The organism is Nocardia arthritidis (assembly GCF_011801145.1).
Taxonomy (GTDB): domain Bacteria; phylum Actinomycetota; class Actinomycetes; order Mycobacteriales; family Mycobacteriaceae; genus Nocardia; species Nocardia arthritidis_A.
Map to the genome: position 1 here is coordinate 9,090,479 of NZ_CP046172.1, position 24,575 is coordinate 9,115,053.

Annotated in this window: 24 protein-coding genes and 1 tRNA gene; 1 reads left to right on the forward strand and 24 read right to left on the reverse strand. The window is 65.0% G+C overall.

All coding sequences use genetic code 11. From position 1 onward, the window contains the following. Positions 1 to 61: 61 nt before the first annotated feature. From F5544_RS41185 to rplJ, 14 genes are all read right to left on the reverse strand, one after another. On the reverse strand, positions 62 to 3,565 hold the full coding sequence (locus F5544_RS41185) for a DNA-directed RNA polymerase subunit beta (RefSeq protein ID WP_167478151.1): 3,504 nt from the start codon (positions 3,563 to 3,565) through the stop codon (positions 62 to 64). Positions 3,566 to 3,998: 433 nt separating this feature from the next. Continuing rightward, positions 3,999 to 4,715: a DotU family type IV/VI secretion system protein gene (locus F5544_RS41190; RefSeq protein ID WP_167478152.1), complete on the reverse strand. Its 717-nt coding sequence runs from the start codon at positions 4,713 to 4,715 to the stop codon at positions 3,999 to 4,001. A gap of 10 nt (positions 4,716 to 4,725) precedes the next feature. Continuing rightward, positions 4,726 to 5,436: a hypothetical protein gene (locus F5544_RS41195; protein ID WP_167478153.1), complete on the reverse strand. Its 711-nt coding sequence runs from the start codon at positions 5,434 to 5,436 to the stop codon at positions 4,726 to 4,728. A 28-nt stretch (positions 5,437 to 5,464) separates the two neighbouring features. Next, on the reverse strand, positions 5,465 to 6,706 hold the full coding sequence (locus tag F5544_RS41200) for an MCE family protein (RefSeq protein WP_167478154.1): 1,242 nt from the start codon (positions 6,704 to 6,706) through the stop codon (positions 5,465 to 5,467). After that, positions 6,703 to 7,911 (reverse strand): MCE family protein, encoded by a 1,209-nt coding sequence (locus tag F5544_RS41205; RefSeq protein WP_238847542.1) that lies wholly within the window; start codon positions 7,909 to 7,911, stop codon positions 6,703 to 6,705. Before F5544_RS41205 ends, F5544_RS41200 begins: the two co-directional genes overlap by 4 nt. Positions 7,912 to 7,958: 47 nt before the next feature. Further along, the gene (locus F5544_RS41210; protein WP_167479848.1) at positions 7,959 to 9,194 is read right to left on the reverse strand and encodes an MCE family protein; all 1,236 of its coding nucleotides are present in this window, start codon (positions 9,192 to 9,194) and stop codon (positions 7,959 to 7,961) included. 34 nt (positions 9,195 to 9,228) lie between these two features. Continuing rightward, positions 9,229 to 10,239, reverse strand: a complete 1,011-nt coding sequence (locus F5544_RS41215; protein WP_174867499.1) for an MCE family protein — start codon at positions 10,237 to 10,239, stop codon at positions 9,229 to 9,231. Then, positions 10,240 to 11,319, reverse strand: coding sequence for an MCE family protein (locus F5544_RS41220; protein ID WP_174867501.1), 1,080 nt, complete (start codon positions 11,317 to 11,319; stop codon positions 10,240 to 10,242). It lies immediately after the preceding gene. After that, positions 11,316 to 12,662 carry an MCE family protein gene (locus tag F5544_RS41225; RefSeq protein ID WP_167478155.1) on the reverse strand — a complete coding sequence of 449 codons (1,347 nt, stop codon included), beginning with the start codon at positions 12,660 to 12,662 and terminating at the stop codon, positions 11,316 to 11,318. The genes F5544_RS41220 and F5544_RS41225 overlap by 4 nt, the downstream gene beginning before the upstream one ends. A 25-nt stretch (positions 12,663 to 12,687) precedes the next feature. Then, complete coding sequence (locus F5544_RS41230) at positions 12,688 to 13,452, reverse strand: MlaE family ABC transporter permease (RefSeq protein ID WP_238847543.1); 765 nt, start codon at positions 13,450 to 13,452, stop codon at positions 12,688 to 12,690. 104 nt (positions 13,453 to 13,556) lie between these two features. Next, positions 13,557 to 14,267 (reverse strand): MlaE family ABC transporter permease, encoded by a 711-nt coding sequence (locus F5544_RS41235; RefSeq protein WP_428847205.1) that lies wholly within the window; start codon positions 14,265 to 14,267, stop codon positions 13,557 to 13,559. A gap of 95 nt (positions 14,268 to 14,362) precedes the next feature. Next, positions 14,363 to 15,439 carry an ABC transporter ATP-binding protein gene (locus F5544_RS41240; protein WP_174867503.1) on the reverse strand — a complete coding sequence of 359 codons (1,077 nt, stop codon included), beginning with the start codon at positions 15,437 to 15,439 and terminating at the stop codon, positions 14,363 to 14,365. A gap of 265 nt (positions 15,440 to 15,704) precedes the next feature. Then, positions 15,705 to 16,091, reverse strand: coding sequence for a 50S ribosomal protein L7/L12 (rplL, locus tag F5544_RS41245; protein WP_167478158.1), 387 nt, complete (start codon positions 16,089 to 16,091; stop codon positions 15,705 to 15,707). A 54-nt stretch (positions 16,092 to 16,145) separates the two neighbouring features. Next, on the reverse strand, positions 16,146 to 16,682 hold the full coding sequence (gene rplJ, locus F5544_RS41250; protein WP_167478159.1) for a 50S ribosomal protein L10: 537 nt from the start codon (positions 16,680 to 16,682) through the stop codon (positions 16,146 to 16,148). 427 nt (positions 16,683 to 17,109) lie between these two features. Here rplJ and F5544_RS41255 point away from each other — a divergent pair, with 427 nt between their 5' ends. Beyond that, complete coding sequence (locus tag F5544_RS41255; RefSeq protein WP_167478160.1) at positions 17,110 to 18,732, forward strand: MFS transporter; 1,623 nt, start codon at positions 17,110 to 17,112, stop codon at positions 18,730 to 18,732. A gap of 1 nt (position 18,733) precedes the next feature. Here the strand turns inward: F5544_RS41255 and F5544_RS41260 are convergent, their stop codons facing one another. The 10 genes from F5544_RS41260 to rpmG form a co-directional block, all read right to left on the reverse strand. Further along, positions 18,734 to 19,147: a PIN domain-containing protein gene (locus F5544_RS41260; protein WP_167478161.1), complete on the reverse strand. Its 414-nt coding sequence runs from the start codon at positions 19,145 to 19,147 to the stop codon at positions 18,734 to 18,736. Further along, positions 19,144 to 19,392 (reverse strand): AbrB/MazE/SpoVT family DNA-binding domain-containing protein, encoded by a 249-nt coding sequence (locus tag F5544_RS41265; RefSeq protein ID WP_167478162.1) that lies wholly within the window; start codon positions 19,390 to 19,392, stop codon positions 19,144 to 19,146. The genes F5544_RS41260 and F5544_RS41265 overlap by 4 nt, the downstream gene beginning before the upstream one ends. Positions 19,393 to 19,431: 39 nt before the next feature. Continuing rightward, positions 19,432 to 19,992, reverse strand: a complete 561-nt coding sequence (locus F5544_RS41270) for an NADPH-dependent FMN reductase (RefSeq protein ID WP_167478163.1) — start codon at positions 19,990 to 19,992, stop codon at positions 19,432 to 19,434. A 90-nt stretch (positions 19,993 to 20,082) separates the two neighbouring features. Beyond that, a complete protein-coding gene (gene rplA / locus F5544_RS41275; RefSeq protein WP_167478164.1) occupies positions 20,083 to 20,796 on the reverse strand; it encodes a 50S ribosomal protein L1 in 714 nt (237 codons plus the stop codon). A gap of 72 nt (positions 20,797 to 20,868) precedes the next feature. Continuing rightward, on the reverse strand, positions 20,869 to 21,303 hold the full coding sequence (gene rplK / locus F5544_RS41280; protein WP_167478165.1) for a 50S ribosomal protein L11: 435 nt from the start codon (positions 21,301 to 21,303) through the stop codon (positions 20,869 to 20,871). A gap of 107 nt (positions 21,304 to 21,410) precedes the next feature. Beyond that, entirely contained in the window at positions 21,411 to 22,181 is a 771-nt protein-coding gene (gene nusG / locus F5544_RS41285) for a transcription termination/antitermination protein NusG (RefSeq protein WP_167479851.1), read from the reverse strand. Between the two features lie 140 nt (positions 22,182 to 22,321). Continuing rightward, positions 22,322 to 22,723 (reverse strand): preprotein translocase subunit SecE, encoded by a 402-nt coding sequence (secE, locus tag F5544_RS41290; RefSeq protein WP_167478166.1) that lies wholly within the window; start codon positions 22,721 to 22,723, stop codon positions 22,322 to 22,324. A gap of 67 nt (positions 22,724 to 22,790) precedes the next feature. Beyond that, positions 22,791 to 22,863, reverse strand: a tRNA-Trp gene (locus tag F5544_RS41295). A 237-nt stretch (positions 22,864 to 23,100) separates the two neighbouring features. Then, positions 23,101 to 24,174: a fused (3R)-hydroxyacyl-ACP dehydratase subunits HadA/HadB gene (locus tag F5544_RS41300; protein ID WP_275107074.1), complete on the reverse strand. Its 1,074-nt coding sequence runs from the start codon at positions 24,172 to 24,174 to the stop codon at positions 23,101 to 23,103. 224 nt (positions 24,175 to 24,398) lie between these two features. Then, positions 24,399 to 24,569 (reverse strand): 50S ribosomal protein L33, encoded by a 171-nt coding sequence (gene rpmG, locus F5544_RS41305; RefSeq protein ID WP_029925945.1) that lies wholly within the window; start codon positions 24,567 to 24,569, stop codon positions 24,399 to 24,401. Positions 24,570 to 24,575 lie beyond the last annotated feature (6 nt).

A 24,575-nucleotide genomic window follows, 5' to 3' on the forward strand; every position in this document is an offset into this window, starting at 1 on the left:
ACTAGTGGGTCGAGCGCGGAGGCCGGATGTCGTTGGCGGACAACAACATCCGGCCGACCGCCTAGTTCGCCAAATCGTCGACGGTCGCGGCTTCGTTGCGGGAGAGGTTGATTCCCAGGTTGGCGGCCGCGCGTTCGAGGTCTTCGTCTTCGCCTTCGCGTAGTTCGATGGCGGCGCCGTCGGAGGAGAGTACTTCGACGTTGAGGCACAGGGATTGCAGCTCTTTGAGCAGGACCTTGAACGATTCGGGGATGCCGGGTTCGGGGATGTTCTCGCCCTTGACGATGGCTTCGTAGACCTTGACCCGTCCGACGACGTCGTCGGATTTGATGGTGAGCAGCTCTTGCAGGGTGTAGGCGGCGCCGTAGGCCTGCATGGCCCAGCACTCCATTTCCCCGAACCTTTGGCCACCGAACTGGGCCTTACCACCGAGCGGCTGCTGGGTGATCATCGAGTACGGGCCGGTGGAGCGGGCGTGGATCTTGTCGTCGACCAGGTGGTGCAGTTTCAGGATGTACATGTAGCCGACCGCCACCGGGTACGGGAACGGTTCACCCGAACGCCCGTCGAACAACTGGGCTTTGCCGTTGGCGTCGACCATGCGTTCCCCGTCCCGGTTGGGCAGGGTCGACCCGAGCAGGCCGGTGAGTTCTTCTTCGCGGGCGCCGTCGAACACCGGGGTCGCGATATTCGAATCGGCGGGGGCGGCCAGCATTTCCTCGGGCAGGGCCTTGGCCCAGTCCGGGCGGCCCGACCCGTCGGCGTCGACGTCCCATCCGGCCTTGCCGATCCACCCGAGGTGGGTTTCCAGGATCTGGCCGATGTTCATCCGCCGCGGCACACCGTGGGTGTTCAAGATGATGTCGACCGGGGTCCCGTCGGGCAGGAACGGCATGTCCTCGGTGGGCAGGATCTTGCCGATGACACCCTTGTTGCCGTGGCGGCCGGCGAGTTTGTCACCGTCCTGGATCTTGCGCTTCTGCGCCACATACACCCGCACCAGTTCGTTGACACCGGGGGGCAGGTCGTCATCGTCGTCGCGGGAGAACACCCGGATCCCGATGACCTTGCCGGACTCGCCGTGGGGCACCTTCAGCGAGGTGTCGCGGACCTCGCGGGCCTTCTCCCCGAAGATCGCCCGCAACAGGCGTTCTTCCGGGGTGAGTTCGGTTTCACCCTTCGGGGTGACCTTCCCGACCAGGATGTCCCCGTCGCGGACCTCGGCACCGATCCGCACGATCCCGCGCTCGTCGAGGTCGGCGAGGACCTCGTCGGAGACGTTGGGGATGTCGCGGGTGATTTCCTCGGCACCCAGTTTGGTGTCGCGGGCGTCGATCTCGTGTTCCTCGATATGAATCGAGGTCAACACATCCTCTTCCACCAGGCGCTGCGAGAGGATGATGGCGTCTTCGTAGTTGTGGCCCTCCCACGGCATGATCGCCACCAGCAGGTTCTTACCCAACGCCATTTCACCGTTCTCGGTGCACGGCCCATCGGCCAGCACCTGCCCGGCTTCCACGCGTTGGCCCTCGTCCACGATCGGACGCTGGTTCGAGCACGTGCCCTGGTTCGACCGGTTGAACTTGCGCATCCGATACGACTTGCGGGTGCCGTCATCGGCCATCACCGTGACGTAGTCGGCCGAAACCTCCTCCACCACACCAGACTTCTCGTTCACCACCACGTCACCGGCATCGACCGCGGCCCGCAACTCCATGCCGGTACCCACCAACGGGGCCTCCGACCGAATCAACGGCACCGCCTGACGCTGCATATTCGCACCCATCAGCGCACGGTTCGCGTCATCATGCTCGAGGAACGGAATCATCGCCGTCGCCACCGACACCATCTGACGCGGCGAGACGTCCATGTAATCCACCTCGGCGGCGGAGACGAACTCGACCTCTTCACCGGCGCGACGCACCAGGACGCGGTCCTCGATGAACCGGCCTTCGGCGTCGACGGGCGAGTTGGCCTGCGCCCGGATGTGGCGATCCTCTTCGTCGGCGGTCAGGTACACGACCTCGTCGGTCACCCGGCCATCGACGACCTTGCGGTACGGGGTCTCGATGAAGCCGAACGGGTTGACCCGCGCGTACACCGACAGCGAACCGATCAGGCCGATGTTCGGGCCTTCCGGGGTCTCGATCGGGCACATGCGGCCGTAGTGCGAGGGGTGCACGTCGCGGACCTCGAGGCCGGCGCGCTCACGGGACAGACCGCCCGGGCCCAGCGCCGAGAGGCGGCGCTTGTGGGTCAGGCCCGAGAGCGGGTTGTTCTGGTCCATGAACTGCGACAGCTGGGAGGTTCCGAAGAACTCCTTGATCGCGGCGACCACCGGGCGGATGTTGATCAGGGTCTGCGGCGTGATCGCCTCGACATCCTGAGTGGTCATCCGCTCGCGAACCACGCGCTCCATGCGGGACAGGCCCACCCGGATCTGGTTCTGGATGAGCTCGCCGACGGTGCGCAGGCGGCGGTTACCGAAGTGGTCGATATCGTCGATCTCGACCGGAACCTCGACGCCGCCCGGCGCGGTCATCACCCGGTCACCGGTGTGCAGGCGCACCAGGTACTCGATGGTGTTGACGATGTCTTCCTTCGTCAACACCGAGCCGGTGACCTGCTCGCCCATGTGGATGCCGAGCTTCTTGTTGATCTTGTAGCGGCCGACGCGCGCCAGGTCATAACGCTTCTCCTTGAAGAACAGGTTCTCCAACAGCGTCTGCGCCGACTCCTTGGTCGGCGGCTCACCCGGACGCAACTTCCGGTAGATATCCAGCAGCGCCTCGTCCTGACCGGCGGTGTTGTCCTTCTCCAAGGTCGACATCATGATCTCGGAGAAACCGAACCGCTCGACGATCTCCTCGGTCGTCCAACCCAGCGCCTTCAACAACACCGTCACCGGCTGCCGACGCTTACGGTCGATACGCACACCCACAGTGTCACGCTTGTCGACGTCGAACTCCAGCCACGCACCACGCGACGGAATCACCCGCACACTGTGCAGATCCTTCTCGGTGCCCTTGTCGACCGAGTGATCGAAATACACACCCGGCGAACGCACCAACTGCGACACCACAACACGCTCGGTGCCATTGATGATGAACGTGCCCTTATCGGTCATCATCGGGAAATCCCCCATGAACACCGTCTGGGACTTGATCTCACCAGTGTTGTTGTTGATGAACTCCGCGGTCACGAACAACGGCGCCGCGTAGGTCATGTCCTTGTCTTTGCACTCATCGATCGAGGCCTTCACCTCTTCGAAGCGCGGATCCGAGAAGGACAACGACATGGAACCGGAGAAGTCCTCGATCGGCGAAAGCTCCTCGAGCACCTCCTCGAGTCCACCGACTAGGCCGACGTCACCACGAGCGGCGACCTTCTCACGCCATTCCGGTGAACCGATCAGCCATGCAAAGGAATCAGTTTGAAGATCGAGAAGACCCGGCACCTCCAAGGGTTCACGGATCTTCGCGAAAGACACCCGCTTAGGGGCTCCGGGGATTCCGGCAACTGCCTTGGTCTGGGTGGAGACTGCCAAGATGCGTCCTTCCAGCACCTCACGCGCGTCGCGTGGTGGTCCGCGACCGTCGCTTGTCTGCTACGAATTCCGCTGGTTACAACCCGAACGAAACCCGAACAGGCAACAACGGAAGTAACACCGGAAGGTGGAACTTACGTGTGCAAATCGAGGTATGGACAGGAGGCAGCCAGCGCAACGTCCAAACTTACACCAACACACACGGGGATGTCAAAGTACCACCCGTGTGGACTTCCACGTGGCTGGCGCGCCGGGCCGAATTCGCTGGCTGCGCGGTGGGCCGCGGGCGCCTGAAGCCACTGTGACAGCTGCCGCTGTTGTGAATAGCGTGACGGGTCGGGCGAAACTCGTCAAGTGGCAGGGCGCACCGCCTCGGCGGTACCGGATCGGCCGCTATGCGGCCGAGATCGACTGTCTCACTGGATGATCACCGTGATAGACCGCCCATCGGTCACTGCGGCGGGGCCTGCAGGACCGGCCGGTCCGGGATCTCGCTGGCCAGCCAGTGGCCGTTGACCTTCTGCATTCGCACGATGATGGGCCCGGTGGCGCTCGGCTGCGCCTCGCCGCCCTTGGAGGCGCTCACCACCAGGTTCACCAGCAGTTCGGCCCGGTCGTCGGTGAGCATCGTCACGCCCGTCGGCCCGGGTTTGGCATCGGCCTTGACCTGGGCCTGCCCCAGCGCGGAGAACGTGGTGTCGGCGTACTTGTCGAATTCGGCGAGCATGGTTCCGGTGAGCACGCCGCGCAGTGCGGCCTTGTAACCGTCGACGTTCTTCGCGTCGGTGGAGTAGATGGTCTTCAGCGCGTTCTCGGCGGCGGCCTTGACCTCCTCCGTCGACTTGGTGTCGATGAACGCCTTATTGCTGTCGTCGACGCCGGGACGCAGCGCGGCGAGCACCGCGAACGCGCCGAGCAGCACGGCGGCGACCGATAACGCCGCGACGCCTAGCCAGGACCGCTTCGGACCCGCCGGGCGCGGCAACCTCAGCTTCGGGCGCCGGGCAGGCGCGGCGGCGGGCTCGGGATCGCGCCGCGGCCGCGCCGCGGAACCGGAAACCCTGGTCCGCGTCGCGCGCGCGGCGGCCGGGCGCGGCTTGGCGCGCTGCGCGGTCTCCGCGGGCTTGCGCTTGGATGTGACCCGATTGACCGGTCGACCAGATGCCATCACTGTTCTCCTACGATCCGGGCTTCGGCGTCGGCTGCGCGGGCGGGGCCGGAGTCTGCGGGGCCGCCGGGTTCGCGGGCGCCTGGGTATCCGAGCCGAGCTCCACCGGCTGCTCCAGCGAGGCCACCTGCTCGGCCTTCCAGACATCGCCGACCTTGGCCATATTCAGGCTCCAGGTGTAGCGGTAGTTATCCGGCGGCTGCGAGTGGTCCTTCTTGGTCTCGGTCACCCGCAGCACCACGATGGCCGAGGCGCGATCGAGTTCGCTGTCGAGTTCGGTGAGCGACGAGCCGACCACCTTCGAATTGACCTGCACGCCCGCGCTGGTCATCATCGCCTCGATCTGCTGCTGATTCTTGGTGGCCGAATCCAGCAGCGCACCGGTCATCGACGAACGCTGCAGCGCGGACGAGCCGGGCACATCGTCGAGGTTGGTGGTGGTCATATTGAGCGCGGCCTGCCGGGCGCCGTCCAGCGCGGCCTCGCGGGCCTGCGCGCGCGGGCCGTCGGTGAAATAGGCGGCCCGCACCCAGCCGACACCGAACCAGGCGGCCGCGGCCAGCGCGACCACCAGCGCGGTGGAGGAGACCACGAATGCGATCGTGCGCGCCTTACCGGTGCCGACCTGTTCGTTCGTTGACTTGGCGAGCCCCGCGGGCCGCTCGTCGGCCGAGGTTTGTCTCGGCTGCGAATCGGATTCCTTGGTTATGTCGATGCTCACGCAAGACACCTAACGTCGTCGGTCTCGGTCACCGCTTCGGCGTGACCCCCATCAAAGTGGCCAGCTGGACGGCGACCGGGTTCAGATTCAGCTTGTCCGGATCGGTCTTCGGGACGGTATCCCACGGCTGCGCGATGCTGGGGTCGGCCAGCTCGGCGCGTTCGCCGCCGCGCACCGCCGTCGGATTACCGAACGGCACGGTGCACTTCGCGTCCTTGTTGAACGGGAACTCGTCGCGGGTGTCGTCGAAATTCGGATCCTTGGCCTTCATCTCGGCCAGAATCCGCTGAGTGCCCTCGTAGCCGACCGTACACGCGGGCGGATTATTGGTTTCCAGCACCAGGCCGAAGTGGCTGGTGCCGTCGCCCGGTGCGGTCGAGGAACCGCCCACCGAGAGGTGCGGCAGCATCTGCAGCAGCGGCTTGATCGCGTAGAACTTCGGCGAGATCGTCAGCAGCAATTCGCGCAGGTTGCCGAAATCCTGGGTCAGCGCGGGGCCGCTCTCCTTGATCAAAGCCTGCAGCGCCGCGCCCGCATCCGTGCCGGTGCCGATCAAACGACGGATATCCGGGTCGTTGGAACGCAATTGGGCGGTGAGCTGATCGAGGCCGTCGCTGAACCTGCGGATCGCATCCGACTGGTCCACCTGGGTGCCGAGCGCGACCTTGCCGTCCTCGATCAACCGAATCGTCTGCGGCAGTGTGTCATTGAAGGTGGCGGTGAACTTGTTGAGCGAGTCGACGAAGACCTTCAGATCGTCGCCCTTACCGTTGAACGCCTTGCCGAGCTCGGTCACCGTGGTGTTCAGCGCGGTGAGATCGACCGTGCGCGTGAAGGTGTCGACGCTCTGCACCAGCGTCTCGACCGAAACCGGCGTGCTGGCACCGTGAATCACCGAACCGTCTTTCAGGTACGGCCCCTTGTCCGCGTCCGGCTGCAGATCCAGATACTGCTCACCGATCGCGGAGCGGTTCGCCACAACGGCTTTCGCGTTGTCCGGGATCTTCGGCGCGTCCGAATTGAGTTCGAGATCCATGACGACACCGTCGGAGCTCAACTCGAGATCGCCGACCCGGCCCACCGGAACGCCCCGATAGGTCACCTCGGCGCCCTTATAGATGCCGCCGGTCTGCTTGGCCTGCACCTTCACCTGGTATTGGCCGAAGCCCAGCATCTGGTTCAGCCGAATGTATTTCGCGCCGACGAAAACCACACCGACAACGGCGATCACCGCGAACGCGATCAGCTGCCACCGAACCAGCCTTGTCATCGCGGACCACCCACTCCCAGCTGTTCGAGGATCTTGCCGACCGGATCCTGCGGGCCCGGCACGCCGACCGCGGGTACCGGCGCGAGCGCCATATTCGGTGGCAGCGGCAGCAGCGACACCGTCGGCCAGCCCGGACGCGGACCGTTGCCGTTGTAGTAGGGGTTGGTCGGATTCACCGGCACCGGCGGGCCGGGCGGCGGGATGTAGACCGGATCGGGTTTGCCGACACCGAGATTGCTCAGCGTCTGACCGATCTGCAGGTCCACCGACAGCCAGGTGTTCAGCTGGCCGCCGTAGAGGCCGTCCAACGAGGAGTCGGGGAACGGATAGGTGGGGATGAGCGGGAACGCGGTCACCAAATCCGGTGCGGCCCTACCCAATTCCTGCAGCGTCGGCCGCAGCGAGGTGAGGTCGCGGATCAGGTCGTCCTTCGACTTGTTCAGGATGTCGAAGCCCGCCTGACCGACCCGGTCCAGCTGCTGCAGCAGCGAGATCAGTTGCGGCCGTTGCTCATTCAGGATCTTGATGCCCTGCGGCAGCTCGTCGAGCACCTTGCCGATCTGATCGTTCTGCGCCGCGACCCGGCCGCCGAGCGTGTTCAGATTGTCCAGGGCCCTGTTGATCTCGTCGACCTGCTGATTGAGACCGATCACCAATTTGTCGGCCTGCTCCAGCAGCGAGCGCACATGCGGCTCACGGCCGCCGAGGGTTTTGTTGAGCTCGGTGACGATCGGCGTCAGATTCGCCACGCCACCGCCGTTGAGCAGCAGCGACAGTGCGCCGAGTACCTGCTCCACCTCGGTGGCGTGCCGGGTGCGCGTCACCGGGATGGTGGCACCGCTGGACAGCTTCTGGCTGTCCGGCTCCTCGGTGGTCGGCTTGGACAGCTCGATGAACTTCTCGCCGAGCAGATTCGACTGTCGCACCTCGGCGCGCGCGTTGGCGGGCAGGTCGACCGAATTGCTAACCAGCACATGCACATCGGCGGTCCAGCCGTCCTTGGCCAGCCCAATGTTCTCCACCCGCCCGACCGGAACGCCGTCCACCTTCACCGCCGACTGCGGCACCAGATCGAGCACGTCGTCGAATTCGATGTTCAGGTTCATCGGATGCGCGCCGACATCGGCGCCGCCGGGCAGCGGGACGCTGTATATACCGTCGGACGCGCACGAGGTCAGCAGCGTCGCCGATAGGCCGATCGCCAGTACGCCACCGAAAACACCTGCGCCGGAACGGATTCGACTACCTCTGCTCACCGGTCACCTCCCCGCTGGGACGGCGGCTGCTGATTCGACGGCGTGCCGGGAACGGTGCCGGGCACCGGGGCCCGCTGCTCGTTCTCGCCGCTGAGGATGCCGAACGGCAGGATCAGCGACGGCGTCTTCACGCCCGCGGTGATCTGATCGCTGAGCTCCTTGCAGTGATCGAGGATCGGCCGCATCTGCCTGCCGAGCGCCTCGAATTTGGGATCGCCCGGCCGCAGCTTGCTGACATCGATCAGCTTGCACATCACGCCGAACGGATCCTGCAGATCGGTGAAGTTGGAACGCATATCGAGGGTGCCCGATTCGGCGTTGTGGATATTGACCAGATTGCTCAGCGCCAGCGGCAGCACCGGCAGCGCCTTGGCCAGATCGTCGCGCTGATCGGCGAGCGTCTTGGTGAGCGTGATCAGCGCTTCGGCATTGCCCTTGATCTGGTCACGGTTGTTGTCGACGAACCGCGCGACATCACCGAGCGCGACCGACAGCAGGTTAAGCGCCTGCCCGAGGGTCTGGCGCTCATTGGCGAGGAAGCCGGACAGATCGGCCAGCTGTGCGTTGAAAGTCCGCACCTGATCGTCGTTCTGGGCCAGCATGGTGACGAACGTCTGCAGGTTCTTGATGGTGTCGAAGATGTCCCCGCGCGCGTCGGAGAAATAGCGCGCGGCCCGCGAGAGCTGAGTCAGGCTGTTGGCCAACGCTTCTCCGTTGCCCGCCAGGTTCGCCGCCGAGGTGCGCACCAGCGTATTCACCGCGCCGTCCTTGTTGGCGCCGTTGGGGCCCAACGCATCCGACAGTTCGGTGATGCTCTTGTACAGCTGGTCCACCTCGACCGGGGTCACCGTGTGATCGCGCGGAATCGTCGCGGTGCGAGCCATTTTCGGCCCGCCCTGATAGACCGGCGTCAGCTGGATGTAGCGGTCGGACACGATCGATGGGGTGATCTGCGCGGCCCTGGCATCGGCCGGGATATCGTACGAACGGTCAACGCTCATCACGATTTTGACCTGATCGCCGATCGGCTGCACCGAATCGACATGTCCCACCGGCACACCGAGGATGCGCACGTCCGAACCCTCGTAGATGCCGACCGAGCGATCGAAGTACGCGGTGATGGTCGTGGTGGTGAGCCGATCGAACAGCCACCACAGCGCACCGACGGCAACCACCGCGGCCACGGTCACCAGCGCGATGACGGCCTTTGTGCCCCGGCCGGATTCGCGCAACGCGGTGAGCGGTTCCCTACGCCAGTTCGCCAACTCAGTTACCTCCCAGGTTGCGTACCGGCGGGCGGTTGCCCGGTACCTCCGGCAGGGCGGGCGGAATCAGGTTGACGATCACCGCGTCGAACCAGCGGCCGGTGCCGAGCACGTTCGCGTAGATGCCGTAGAACGGCGCGGCCAGCTCCAGCGTTTTGGACAGGTCCTGCTGGTGGGCGTTGAGCAGATCGATCGCCGACTTCAGATTCGTCAGCGCCGGACCGATCTGCTGCTCGTTATCCTTCACCAGCGCGGTCAGCTCGGCGGCGACGGTGCGCGCGCCGGAAAGCAGCTGGGCGATGGACTGCTGGCGAATGTTGAGCTCGGTGAGCAGTTGCCCGCCGTCGCCGAGCAGCTTCTCGAACTGGGCGTTGCGGTCGGCGAGCACCTGGGTGACACCGCGGGTGGCGGCGAACAGCTTCTTCAGCTCCTCGTCCCGCTTGGCCAGCGTCTCCGACAGCCGGGCCACACCGTCGATGGAGCTGCGGATCTCCGGCGGCGTCGTGGCGAACGCGTCGGAGAGCACCTGCATGCTGTTGGCCAGCTGGCCGGTATCGATCTGGTCGATCTGCTTGGCCGCATCGCTGAACGCGTCCACCACGTCGTACGGGGAAACGGTGCGCGACAACGGAATCGGCTTACCCGGATCGGCGGGACGCGACCCCTTGGGATCCAGCGCCAGATACTTCTGCCCGAGCAGGGTCTTGATCTGGATGGACGCGGTGGTCTCGTCCCCGATCCAGGCGTCCTGGGTGCGGAAGTCGACCCGAACCTTGTTGCCGTCCAGCCGCACATCCGACACCGAGCCGACCTTCACGCCGGCGATGCGCACCTCGTTGCCCTTCTTGAGGCCCGCGGCCTCGGAGAACTCCGCGGTGTATTTGGTGCCGGCGCCAATGATCGGCAGCCGGTCGAGGAAGAACGCCGATACCGTCACCAGCAGGACCATCGCCAGGCCGAGCACACCCATGAATGCGGGGCTGCGCTTGCCGAGCAGGATCCGGTCGTCCATTTAGTGGCCTCCCTTGCCACTGCAACGCGGCGCGGCGTTCGTGTAGAGCGGCTGATTGATCGTCGGCAGGTCGGCGGGCAGGTTCAGCTGCGGCGCGGAGACCGCGCCGGGACCGACGACGATATCGATACCGCACAGGTAGAACTGGAACCACGAACCGTAACTGCCGACGCGGCCGAGCTTTTCCATCTTGATCGGCAGGTTCTTCAGCGCCTCGTTCACCTCGTCGCTGCGTTCGTTCAGCGTGCCGGTGAGTTGGCTGAGCCCGGCGATCGAACCCTGCAGCGTCGGGCGCACCGGAACGAGCAGGTCGGCGGTGGCCGAGGCCAGATTGCCCAGTGAGGTGACGGCGTGGCCGACGGTGTCGCGCTCCGCGGCCAGCCCGCTGACCAGTGCCTCGGTATTGGTGATGAGCTGGTCGAACTGATCGTCGCGCTTGTTCACCGTCTGCAGCACCTGGGTCAGGTTCGTCACCAGCTGGCCGATCACCGCATCCTTGTCGGCGATCTTGTTGGTCAGGCTCGCGGTGGTGCCGACCAGATCCTGGATGGTGCCCTGCTCACCCTGGAAGACCTGAATGATCTCGTAGGACAGCTTGTTCACATCGTCGGCGGTGAGCGTGCGGAACAGCGGCCGGAATCCGTTGAACAGCGTCGTCAGGTTCAGCGCCGGACGGGTCTGCTCCAGCGGAATCGTGCCGCCGCCGTTGATCTTTCGGCCCTGTGCGCCCGGCCCCTGCTCCAGCGCGATATAGCGCTGGCCCACCAGGTTGCGGTACTTGATGGTGGCGATGGTCGAGGCGGGCAGCCAATTGCGGTCGGTGAGTTCGAAATTCACCTCGGCCAGCCGCTTGTCCACGATCTTGACCCCGGTCACCTTGCCGACCCGCACACCGGCGATGCGCACTTCGTCGCCGTTGTTGAGCGAGGTGACGTCGGTGAACCGGGCCTTGAACGAGGTGCCGCCACCGCTGTAATTGGCGATGGACAGCCCGAGGAAGACGGTGACGAACACCGTGACGACCACGAAGATGATCAGTTTGGTCAGCGGCCCGCCGAGGCCGCGCAACTTCTCCCTCATCGCACGCTCACCTCGCTACCGCGCAGCGCCGGAGCGCCGATCCGGGTGATCCAACTCGGCACCTGTTCCGGCGAAACGCCTTGCGCCGCACCGTAGATCGCGCCGAGCGCGCGCTGCTCGGCGGGTGAGCCGACGGTGGTCGGCGCCTTGGCGGCCGGGTACGCGCTGAACTGCGGCGGCGACAACTCACCGGTCGTCTGATCGCCCGGGTTGCGGCTGGGCACCGCGTAGGAACCGTCGCTGAACGGGCCGTGCGGATACTGACCCGGATCGACGCCGGACGGCGGCTCGGGCACACACCACGGTCCCTCGGTGCTCAACCAGCGCGGCTCATCCTGATTCGGCAGGTAGCGGCCGCGAGTGTTGGTGAGCGCCACCGAAACTCGCGAACCGGGATGGTCCGAGCCCTGGCCCATGATCTGGTCGATGCGCGGCTTCACCTTCGCGAAATTGGCCAGCGCACAGGCATAGCTCGGCGAGTAGTAGGCCAACTGCTCCAGCGCGGGCCGCGAATCGGCGGATACGTCGATGATGTTGTCGCGGTTGGCGATCAGGAAATCGGCGGTGGTCGCCGACGCCGGGGTCAGCACCGCGTACAGCGAATCGATATCGAAACGCCGCTGCACGATGGTGGCATTGGTGGTCCGGAAATTGTCCAGCGTCTCGACCAGCTGCGGCAGCGCGTCCGAGTAGGTCGCGGCGACATCGGCGAAGCTCCTGATGTCCTGCTGCAGATCGGGCATCACGCCGTTGAGTCCGCGGAAGATATTGTCCAGCTTGTCGACGCTGTCACCGAGCGCCAACCCCTGACCGGACAGCGCCTGCGCCAGCGAGCCGAGGGTGTTCGCCAGATCCTGCGGCGGAATCGCCTGCAGCAGCGGCAGCAGATCGTCGAACAGCTTGCTCAACTCGATCGAATTGCCGCTCTTGTCCTGATGCAGCGTGACGCCGTCGGTCAGCTTGCCGCTCGGCTGCTCCGGGACGATCAGATCCACATACCGCTCGCCGAACAGCGTCTTCGGCAGCAGCCGCGCCGTCGCGTTCGATGGAATCTGTTGCGCCTTCGCGGGATCGATGGCCAGGTGCAGCGTCACCTTGCCGCCCTCGGACTCGCTGGAGCGCACCTCGCCGACCGAGACGCCGCGCACCTTCACCTCGGCATTGCGGGTGAGCGCGTTGCCGACGGTGTCGGTGATCAGGTTGACCTTCACGGTGTCGGTGAAGGTCTTGTTGTATATCGCGATCGTCGTCCAGAGGAACAGCGCGACGATCACGAAGAACGCGATACCGAGCAGCCGGACTCGCAGCTTCTCCGTCGCGCGCCAGGCCTGCACCGAGCTCATGACGCCCTCCCGAGCAACCGCCGCCTCATCCCGCGACCCGCACTGTCGTCGTCGTACCCCAAATCGCCAGGCTGAGGAAGAAATCGAGCACGTTGAGCAGCACGATCGCGGCGCGCACCGCGCGGCCGACCGCGACGCCGACGCCCGCCGGGCCGCCGGTGGCGTGGAAGCCGTAGTAGCAGTGCACCAGGATGATCACGAATGCGAAGATCAGCACCTTCAGGAATGAATAGAGCACGTCTTCGGGTGGCAGGAACAGACTGAAATAGTGGTCGTAGGAACCGCTGGACTGCCCGTTGAACCAGACGCTGATCTGACGCGATGCGATGTAGGTGCCGAGCAGGCCGACGACGTACAGCGGGATCACCGCGACGAATCCGGCGATCACCCGGCTGGTCACCAGGAACGGCACACCGGGCACCGCCATGACCTCCAGCGCGTCGATCTCCTCGGAGATCCGCATGGCGCCGAGCTGCGCGGTGAAACCACAGCCCACCGTCGCCGACAGCGCGATCGCCGCGACCAGCGGCGCGATCTCGCGGGTGTTGATGTAGGCGGTGAGGAAGCCGGTGAGCACCGAACTACCAAGGGCATCAAGGGCTTTGAAACCCTGCAAACCGACGACGACCCCCACCGAGCCGGACATGAAGATGATCACGCCGATGGTGCCGCCGATGACGGCGAGCGCGCCGGAGCCGAAGGTCACCTCGGCCAGCAGCCGCATGACCTCCTTCCGGTAGTGCACCGCGGTGCGCGGAATCCAAGCGATCGCCCTGGCGTAGAACGACATCTGCTCGCCCGCGCGATCCACCACATTCAATGGGGCACGCACGATTTGCACGACCCGACGGGTCGACTTGGCCAGGGCCGGGTTGCGATACGACGTTGCCACGGTTATGCGCCCTTGGCGGGGACGACCTGCAGGTACACCAGGGTCAGCACCAGGTTCACGAAGAACAACACCAGGAACGTGATCACTACCGATTGGTTCACCGCTTCACCGACTCCTTTCGGGCCACCCTTGGGGTTGAGGCCCTTGTACGCGGCGATCACGCCTGCGATGACACCGAATATCGCGGCCTTGATCTCGCCGATCCACAGATCGGGCAGCTGGGCCAGCGCCGAGAACGACGCCAGGTACGCGCCGGGCGTACCGCCCTGCAGGAGCACGTTGAAGAAGTAGCCGCCCGCGATACCGACGACCGAGACCAGGCCGTTGAGCAGCAGCGCGACCAGGGTCATGCCGAGCACCCTCGGCACCACCAGCCGGTGGATCGGATCGACGCCGAGCACCTCCATGGCGTCGATCTCCTCACGGATGGTCCGGGAGCCGAGGTCGGCGGCCACCGCCGAGCCCGCGGCGCCCGCGATGATCAGCGAGGTCACCACGGGGGCCGCCTGCTGCACGGTGGCGAGCACACTTGTTGCGCCGGTGAAGGATTCGGCGCCGAGCTGTTTGATCAGCGAGCCGGTCTGCAGTGCGACGACCGCACCGAACGGGATGGCAACCAGCGCACTGGGCAGGATCGAGACACTCGCGATGAACCACGACTGCTCGATGAACTCGCGCATCTGGAAGGGCCGGCGGAAGGTCTTGCGCACCACATCGATGAAGAGCGCAAAAATATTGCCGGCCTGGGCAAATCCCGACTCCAGTGGAGTCCGCAATCGCGCCAGGGTCGAATTCACGATCGCAGATGTTACCCGTTAGTTGGGTTGTGACGCACGGTGGTGTCGAACGACCCGCCCTGGTATCCCGCCAGGTCACCGTTGTTGTACGCGATCACTTGCGTATCGTCGTTCTCCGCAAGTGACTCACGGATCGCCACCTGCGCCGCGTGCGGCAGGGTATGCATGATCTCTCTGACCCGCTCCTTGCGGCGTAGCACCGCCTGGCGCACCGGCATGCCTGGGGTGGCCCGCATCTGCGGAATGATGCCCTCGACCTCCTCTGCACCGCCGTGGTGGTGGCCGGCGTCGACCAGCGCCTGCTCGCGCGCCATCTGCGCCTCGTCCTTTTCCTCGCTCATGCCGATCGGGCCGATCATGCGGCCGTTGAGGAACTGTTTGACCACGGGCTCATCGGAGGTGAGCAGCACCTCGCGCGGGCCGAACATCACCAGCTGGCGGCGGAACAGCATGCCGATGTTGTCCGGCACGGTGCGGGCCAGGTTGATGTTGTGCGTGACGATCAGGATGGTGGCGTCGATCTGCGCGTTGATATCGATCAGCAGCTGGCTCAGATATGAGGTGCGCACCGGGTCCAGACCGGAGTCGGGCTCGTCGACCAGGATGATCTCCGGATCGAGTACCAGGGCGCGAGCCAGGCCCGCCCGCTTGCGCATACCGCCGGAGATCTCGCCGGGCAGTTTGCCCTCGGCCCCCAGCAGACCGGTGAGCTCCAGCTTCTCCATGACGATCTTCTTGATCTCCGACTCCGTCTTCTTCGTGTGCTCGCGCAACGGGAAGGCGACGTTGTCGAAGAGGTTCATGGAGCCGAACAGCGCGCCGTCCTGGAACAGCACGCCGAACTTCTTGCGGATTTCATACAGCTGCTTGTTGGTGCAGGTGGTGATGTCGACGTTGTCGATGTAGATCGAACCGCGTTCCGGGCGCAGCAGGCCGATGAGCGATTTGAGGAAGACGGATTTACCCGTACCGGACGGGCCGAGCAGTGCGCTCACCTCACCCGCGGGCAGGGTCAGTGAAACGTCCTGCCAAATACGCTGGGAACCGAAGGATTTCGTTACACCCTCGGTCCGGACTTCGACGCCCACGCCAACCTCCACAATTCTCAGCGAACTGCCCACCGGCGAACCGCGCGCTGGGACATCGCGGTGTGTCACGTCACAGTGGGTGCGGTCACTGTAACCCATGAGATTGACGGGGCACAGCCCAACCTGACCGAAGAGTAACTAGGAATTGTGTCCAGCAAAACAAATCTCGGTCCGGTGTCGGCGGAAAAAGCAAACGGGCGGTCCCCCGAGTGGGGGACCGCCCGTTCAGCGATTCGCGGCGCCGCGGCGCAGAACAGATCGCGAATTACTTGACGGACACCTTGGCGCCGGCCTCTTCCAGCTTCGCCTTGGCGGCCTCGGCGGCCTCCTTGGCGACCTTCTCCAGGATCGGCTTCGGGGCGCCCTCGACCAGGTCCTTGGCTTCCTTCAGGCCCAGGCCGGAGACGATCTCGCGGACCACCTTGATGACCTGGATCTTCTTGTCGCCCGCGCCCTCGAGGATCACGTCGAACTCGTCCTGCTCCTCGGCGGCCTCGGCCGGGGCAGCGGCACCGCCGACGGCGGCGACGGCGACCGGAGCGGCCGCGGTGACCTCGAACTTGTCCTCGAACGCCTTCACGAACGCGGACAGCTCCAGCAGGGTCATCTCCGAGAAGACGTCGAGCAGCTCTTCGGTGGACAGCTTGGCCATTTGTATTTCCTTTCGGTAGTTGAATGTCTATGTGGGCGAACCCGCACAGGGTGATTACTCGGCGGCGGCTCCGCCTTCGGCCTGCTTCTTCTCCTGCAGCGCGGCGGCCAGGCGGGCCACCTGCGAGGCGGGAGCGTTGAACAGACCGGCGGCCTTCGACAGGTTGCCCTTCATGGCGCCGGCCAGCTTCGCCAGCAGCACCTCGCGGGTCTCCAGGTCGGCGATGCGCTCGACCTCGGACACGGACAGCGCGGCGCCGTCCATGTATCCGCCCTTGATGATGAGCGCCTTGTTGTCCTTGGCGAAGTTCTTCAGCGCCTTGGCCGCGTTGACCGGCTCACCGGTGATGAAGGTGATGGCGGTCGGTCCGACGAACAAGTCGTCCAGGCCCTCGACGCCAGCCTCGGCGGCGGCGCGCTTGACCAGGGTGTTCTTGGCGACGGAGTACGTGGCCTCCGCGCCGAGCGCGCGACGCAGCTCGGTGAGCTTGCTCACCGGCAGACCACGGTATTCCGTGACAACGGTTGCCGTTGAGCTCTTGAACTGCTCGACGATCTCCGCGACCGCGGTGACCTTCTCAGCTTTTGCCATACTTCGCCTCCTCTCTGAATGGTCGGTTCGTCTGCGAACTACCGATTCAGGGGCCGGCGACAAAACGAACGCCCCGGACGCAAGGCGTTCCGGGGCGCGACAGAAACAATCCGGGCCATGCCCGGATCGGTTCCCAGCCTCGGTTCTCCCTGCGTGGGCCGCCGGCAATGTCGCCGGACCTTCGACCGAACCCATGCGGGATCGGCGACCAACGGTCTTCGGTAGAACGGATTGGGTAGATATCGAACTCGTCGATAACTGACAGCCAGGGTACCTGGACCACCCGCGATCTGCCAAAACGAGGATGAATCACGGCTTTTGCGCCATCCAATCGTTGTGCGCCAGCTCACATTTCACCGGCGAACGTGAGCGAAGTCTCGGCCGACAAGTGTTACTTGCGGTGACATTTACTGGTTCACTGCCAATTATGGCACTCTCCATAGTCGATCCACCGGTGCTGCTGGAACGACGTTTCCAGCGCTATCTCGCGCTCGCGGTGATCTGCCTGGCCGAACTCCTCGTTCTGCTGGACAACACCATCGTCAACGTTGCGCTGCCGTCCATCGGCGTGCAGCTCGCCACCGGCGTCAGCGGCCTGCAATGGGTCGTCGACGCCTACACCCTCACCTTCGCCGGACTGCTGCTGGCCTGCGGAAACCTCGGCGACCGCTACGGCCGCCGCCGGGTGATGACGATCGGCCTCGTCGGCGTCGGCGTCATGTCGGTCGCGGGCGCGCTGTCCGAAACGATGGGCGGCGTCATCACCGCCCGCGCCGCCATGGGCGTCTTCGCCGCCGCGGTCTTCCCCGCGACGCTGGCCCTGATCATCAACATCTTCACCGAGAAACGCGAGCGGGCGCTCGCGATCGCCGCCTGGACCGCGATGGCCGGAATCGCCATCGCCATCGGACCGATCTCCGGCGGCTGGCTGCTGGAGCATTTCTCCTGGCATTCGGTGTTCTGGATCAATGTCCCGGTGGCCGCGGTCGCGGTGCTCGCCACCATGCTGTGGGTGCCGGAATCCCGTGCGGCACAGGTGGGTCGGCTCGATCTGCTCGGTATCGCACTGTCCATTTCGGGCATCACGCTGATCGTGTGGGCCATCATCGAGGGTCCGCGCTACGGCTGGCTCTCGGTGACGACGCTCGCCGCGGGCGCGCTCGGATTCGCATTGCTCGCCGTCTTCGTCATCTGGGAATTGCGTACCAGCGCACCAATTCTCGATATGCGACTGTTCGGAATTCGCCGATTCTCGTTGCCCGCCTTGGCAATCGCGGTCGGCTACTTCTCGATGTTCGGATTCCTGTTCCTCATCACCCAGTATTTCCAAGGGGTGCGCGAATACACGCCGCTCGAATTCGGCATCGCCTCATTACCTTTCGCCTTCTCGGTGGGTGTCGGCGCACCCATAGCGACGCTGCTCGCCCAGCGGTTCGGCACCACGCCCGTCATCGTCGTCGGCCTGCTGACCATGGGCGTCGGCTTCTACCTCGGCGGCCAGGTGACGGTGGACAGCCCCTATCTCACCGATGTGCTGCCGTCGATGGTCGCGATGGCACTCGGCGTAGCGATCGTGCAGGGCCCGGCCACCGAATCCATCATGGGCTCACTGCCTTTGGACGAGGCCGGGGCGGGCTCCGCGGTCAACGACACCACCCGCGAGATCGGCGGCACCCTCGGTGTCGCGGTACTCGGCTCCATCGTGGCCTCGTACTACACCACCCGGATGGCCCCCAAGATCGACGTCATCCCCGCCGCCATCATGAACGACCGGGAAAAAGGCCTCGTCAAGGCGAGCCCGCTGAGCGTCCTCGAAATGCGCTCCCGCCCACTCCCCCCGTTCCTGGACGCCCAACGCGAAACCCTCATCACCGCAATGAAATCCGCCGCCCTACAGGGCTCCCACGCCGCATCCCTCGTCGCCACCGGCGCGGTAATAGTCTGCGCCGTACTCGTCGCCATCTTCCTCCCCTGGGGCGTCCAAGAGGGCGAATCCATCCTCCTCGGCTGGCGCAAATCCCCCAAGCCCCAACCAGATTCAACCCTGTAGCTCAGTCAGCCGAGCCGAACCCCACCGGTTCGACTCGGCTGATGCTCTTCACCCTATCGATCCCTCGATCGAATGAGGCGATACTCGAGCCCGGATCCGCCTCGGCAAGTGCCACCAGGTAGGCATCGGCGAAGGAGAGCCGATGGTGTTCGTAGACATCGATCGTGCGAATCAACAAAGCAGGGTCGTCGCTGATGATGTTGCGCGAACCAATGATGACTCTGGCCAACGCGGCAACCTGCGGACGTTCCACCCGATAAACGCTCTGCAGGACGTAAACCGTTTCAGCCAGTATCAGATCCGGCAAGTACAGTTCCTCGGCTTCCGCGAGGAAGGCGGTCGCTCGCTTGCCCATTTCCGGCGGATCCTGGGTGAGGTGACGAACCAGAACGTTCGTGTCCAGGAAAACCGTCACTCCCGACCCTCCCACTGCGCGGTCCAAGCGTCATCTCTGATCTCATCCCAGGACTTCCCCCGCACATCGGGTGGGACGGGCACGCTTCCGGCCAACTCCAGCAGGTCCGGGGTGCGTGCAAGCACGACGACCTGGCCTTCGACCCGGAAGTGCACGTTGTCGCCAACTTGCAGATGCAGCGCATCGCGCACCGCCTTCGGTATGGTCAGCTGACCTTTCGATGTCAACCGGGCAAGCGCATCCATGGCTTCTCCTTACATTGGGGCCAATGTAAGGATAGCTAGCTACTTGGAGCTAGGTCCTAGGTCGAGTTTTCTGTCCGTCGCGTATTGGGCTAGTCGGGTCAGCGCTTCGAGGGCGCCCTTTTGGAATTCCGGGGCGGTGACCGTGCCGTCGGGGGCGACGTCGTCGCGGAGGACGGTCAGTTTGGTGGGGCTGTTGGGGAGTAGGTCGGCGCCGACGTAGCCGAGGACGGAGTGCAGGGTGGCGTCGGTGCCTTCGCCGCGGCCGGGGGCGGCGACGTTGATCCAGGTGACCGGTTTTTCGTAGAGGTGGGCGGTGCCGACGGTCCAGTCGAGGAGGTTTTTGAAGCTGCCGGGGAGGGTGCCCGCGTATTCGGGGGTGCAGAGCAGGACGGCGTCGGCGTCGGAAAGTTGTTCGCGCAGTGCGACAACCGCGGGGTGGGCGGTGCCGTCGTCATCGGGGCTGAAGGCTGGGAGTTCGGAAAGACCTTCGTACCAACGGGTTTCGATATCGGCGGGTGCCGTGGCGGCGACGGTGCGCAGAGCGGCGGTATTGGTGGACGCGGTCCGGGTGCTTCCGGAAATCAGCAGTACAACGGTCACATCGTCAAGCAACGATCGCGGCGAGCGGATTAGTCCGGAAAACAGACAAGGGCGGGAACGCGATGCGTTCCCGCCCTTGTGGTCTGCTACCTACGCGTCCTCGTCGAGGAGGTTGCGGGTGCGGTTCGGGTCCACCGGGATGCCCGGTCCGGTGTTCGTCGAAACCGTCACCTTCTTGACGTAGCGGCCCTTCGCCGTCGACGGCTTGACCCGCAGGATCTCGTCCAGCGCGGCGCCGTAGTTCTCGACCAGCTTGGCCTCGTCGAAGGACGCCTTGCCGATGACGAAGTGCAGGTTGGCCTGCTTGTCGACGCGGAAGTTGATCTTGCCGCCCTTGATGTCGTTGACGGCCTTGGTCACGTCGGTGGTGACGGTGCCCGTCTTCGGGTTCGGCATCAGGCCGCGCGGGCCGAGGACACGCGCGATCCGGCCGACCTTGGCCATCTGATCGGGGGTGGCGATCGCCGCGTCGAAGTCCAGCCAGCCGCCCTGGATCCGCTCGATGAGATCCTCGGCGCCGACCGCGTCCGCACCGGCGGCCTCGGCCTCGGCGGCCTTCTCACCGGCCGCGAACACGATGACGCGGGCGGTCTTACCGGTGCCGTGCGGCAGGTTGACCGTGCCGCGAACCATCTGGTCCGCCTTGCGCGGGTCGACACCCAGACGGACGGCGACCTCGACGGTCGCATCGGTCTTGGTGGTGGCGGTCTCCTTCGCGAGCCGCGTGGCGGCCAGCGGGGAGTAGAGCTTCGTGCGATCGACCTTGGCGGCCTGTTCCAGGTACGCCTTGCTTCGCTTTGCCATGATTCTCTGTCCTTAAAGTGCTTGGTTCAGAAGTGGTTACCGGGTCTGGCCGACCCTCCCACCGAGTTGGGCTTACGCCTCGACAGTGATACCCATCGAACGCGCGGTACCCGCGATGATCTTCGCCGCCTGCTCCACGTCGTTGGCGTTGAGATCTTCCATCTTGGTCTTGGCGATCTCGCGCACCTGGTCCATGGTGACCTTGGCGACCTTGTTGCGGTGCGGCTCGGCCGAACCCTTCTGCACACCGGCGGCCTTGAGCAGCAGCTTGGCGGCGGGCGGGGTCTTCAGCTTGAAGTCGAAGGACCGGTCCTCGTACACCGAGATCTCGACCGGGACGACGGTGCCACGCTGCGACTCGGTCGCCGCGTTGTACGCCTTGCAGAACTCCATGATGTTGACGCCGTGCTGACCGAGCGCCGGGCCGACCGGCGGAGCCGGATTCGCCTGGCCGGCCTGGATCTGAAGCTTGATGATCCCGGCGAGCTTCTTCTTCTTGGGGGGCATCTTTCTTTCCTAGGTGTTTGTAGTCCTTGCTCTTTGCAAGCCTCGTGCATCAACCCGTGGACCGGGCCGAATCATCCCGTCGTGTGTCGAACAGCCGACGGAAGCAACTAAATCTTCGCGACCTGGTTGAACGCCAGCTCGACCGGGGTCTCGCGACCGAAGATCGACACCAGCACCTTCACCTTCTGCTGCTCGGCGTTGACCTCGGAGATGGTGGCGGGCAGCGTCGCGAACGGGCCGTCCATCACCGTCACCGACTCGCCGACCTCGAAGTCGACCTCGATGACCGGCTTCGGCGCGATATCGGTGCTGGCCTCGGCGGCGGTGACAGCCGCGGCGACCGGCTTCTTCTGCTGCTGCGCGGCCGGGACCAGGAACTTCACCACATCGTCGATGGACAGCGGCGACGGGCGCGAGGTGGCGCCGACGAAACCGGTGACACCGGGTGTGTTGCGCACCGCGCCCCACGATTCGTCGTTGAGTTCCATCCGGACCAGGATGTAGCCGGGCAGCACCTTGCGGTTGACGTGCTTGCGCTGACCGTTCTTGATCTCGGTGACCTCTTCGGTCGGCACCTCGACCTGGAAGATGTACTCCTCGAGATCGAGGTTCTGCACGCGGGTCTCGAGGTTGGCCTTCACCTTGTTCTCGTACCCGGCGTAGGAGTGGATGACGTACCAGTCGCCGGGGGCGCGCCGCAGCGCGGCCTTCATCTCGGCAACCGGGTCGGCGGGTTCGGCGTCGATCGGAGCGGAGGCAGCGGGCTCGGATTCCTCGACCTCGGAGTCCTCGACGGTCGCGGCATCGTCGATGGTGGGTTCCACCACCGCGTCGTCGACCGGGAACTCGTCGTTTGTGTCGTTCTCCGGGGTGCTCACTGCGGCACTCGCTTCCTGTGTCGTCACGTACATCCTCTGCTGGGCCAGGCGCGGCGGATAGTCCGCCCGTCCGCCCCGAATCGGCTACCGGCTTCGGCGTCGCTGATTCGAGCGACCTGTGAGCGGTCGCTACGGCCCGGCTAGCCGAACAGCCAGTTGACACCCTTGATGAACGCCAGGTCCAACCCGCTGATGAACGCGACCATGAAGATCACGAACACCAGAACAACGCTCGTATAGGTGACCATCTGCTTCCGGTTGGGCCAGATCACCTTACGCAGTTCCGCGACGACCTCTCGCAGGAACTTGATCAGGCGCTTGAACGGGTTACCCGTCTTGGCGCGCTTGGCCTTTCCGGCAGTTTTATCCGCCTTCCGCGACGTATCCGGCCGGTCGAGCGTGGCGATGGTGCCCGTATCGGCCGATGAGGACGAACGTGCCCGCCGGGCGGACCGCTTGCCGCTCGGCCGAACCGCTGCGGCGGTGCCATCGCCCTCGTCGGCGGCATGCGCGCCGTGGCGAGTGTCCCGCTCGTCGGTCACGTCGATACCTCTCTCGTCGCTGGCATCTGGCCCTTTCGAGCGACCGGCAAGCGGCCGCTACGGAAAGCAGGGGCGACAGGACTTGAACCTGCAACCTGCGGTTTTGGAGACCGCTGCTCTGCCAGTTGAGCTACGCCCCTTCGGTTGAACCTCGGTGCTGTTCAACCATATTCAATTTTCGTGCCGGACATCGCTGCCCGGCACTGGCGTCACACACAATACGCGCGCCGCTCCGGCGGTGGCCGGCCCCGTGGGCGGTGGCCGGAGCTACCGCCTGGAACCAGCCCCATAGAGCAGCGCGCAGCGGCTGGTGACCCCAGAAACCCGAGTGTACGTTACCGCCCACCGCAATAGCCAATCAGGGTCACTCGACCAGGTCAGGACAGCTGCACCGTGGCGGTGGCCCGACCGAAGATCTTCTTGCCGCCGGACTTCGCCACGATCGCGATGACCGCGGTACGCGTCTCCGGATCGACCGATTTCACTTTACCCGTGTATTCGACCTCGGCCGCCTCGTCGACGCCGACATAGACCGGGCTGGTGAAGCGCACGTTGTATTCCTTCACCGCGCCGGGGTCGCCGACCCAGGAGCTGATGAAGCCGCCGCCGAGCCCCATGGTGAGCATGCCGTGCGCGACAACGTTTTCCAGGCCGACGAGTTTGATGACCTCGTCGCTCCAGTGGATCGGGTTGGCATCGCCCGAGACGCCCGCGTAGTTGACCAGGTCGCCGCGGGTGAGCCGGACGATGCGGGGCGGGAGTTCGGCGCCCTCGGTGACGTCCTCGAAGCGCAGCGCCCGCTTGCTCGGCACCACCTTCGGCTGGGTGGTGACCGGCAGCGGCGGCGGTTCGACCGGCGGCGTGCTGCGCGGGTGGTGGCCCGGCTCCTCGGGGCCGATGCCGTGCATGAGCACGTTGCGGACGGCGTTGTTGAGGTTCGGGTCGATATCGCCGCCGCTGCGGCCGACGAGGGTGGTGTACGTGGTCTGCACCAGCTCGTCGTTCTGCGCGGTGACGATGTTCTTGGTGACGATGATGTCGCCACCGAAGGCCTGCCGGAACGAGTGCAGGTAGACATCGCAGGTCAACTGGTCGCCGACCTTGATGGGCCGGTGGAATTCCAGGATCTGGTCGGTCTGCATGATCTGGCTCAGGTCGTAGCCGGTGACGATCTGCTCGAACAGCTTGCGCTGGGCCAGGATTCCGACCAGCGAGATGAAGGTGAGCGGCGCGAGCAGGCCGTCGTAGCCGTACTCCTGCGCGACGTCCTCGTCCCAGTGCACCGGGTGGTAGTCCTGCACGGCGCGGGCGTATTCGCGGACCTTCTCGCGACCGACCTCGTAGTAGTCGTCGACGCGGTAGTGGTGACCGACCATGGCCGCCGCGTGCGCAGCGGGGTCGAAGTCCTCGGCTCCGACCGCCTGGACCGCTTCGTCTGTACCGGTGTTGATTGTCACGTGGAGGACTGTACCTATCTGACTCCGCGACCCGGAGTCGGCGGAGCGATCACGACCCGGCCGACCTCCGGCCGCGACATGACCGCGTTGGTGGTTGTGTCCGATCTTCGCGCGTTCAGCGACCGCACATACCCGTGAAACGCGTCAGGGCCGGACGGATGTCCGGCCCTCGCAGTTCCACGGAACCCAACCACGCGGTACTGCACGCGTGGCGCGAATCAGCGGGATTCGCGGTGCGCCCGGTGCGTGCCACAGTTCGGGCAGAACTTCTTCAGCTCCAGCCGATCCGGGTCGTTACGCCGGTTCTTCTTGGTGATGTAGTTACGGTGCTTGCACTGCTCGCAGGCCAAGGTGATCTTTGGCCGGATATCAGTGGACTTCGCGGCCACGATTCT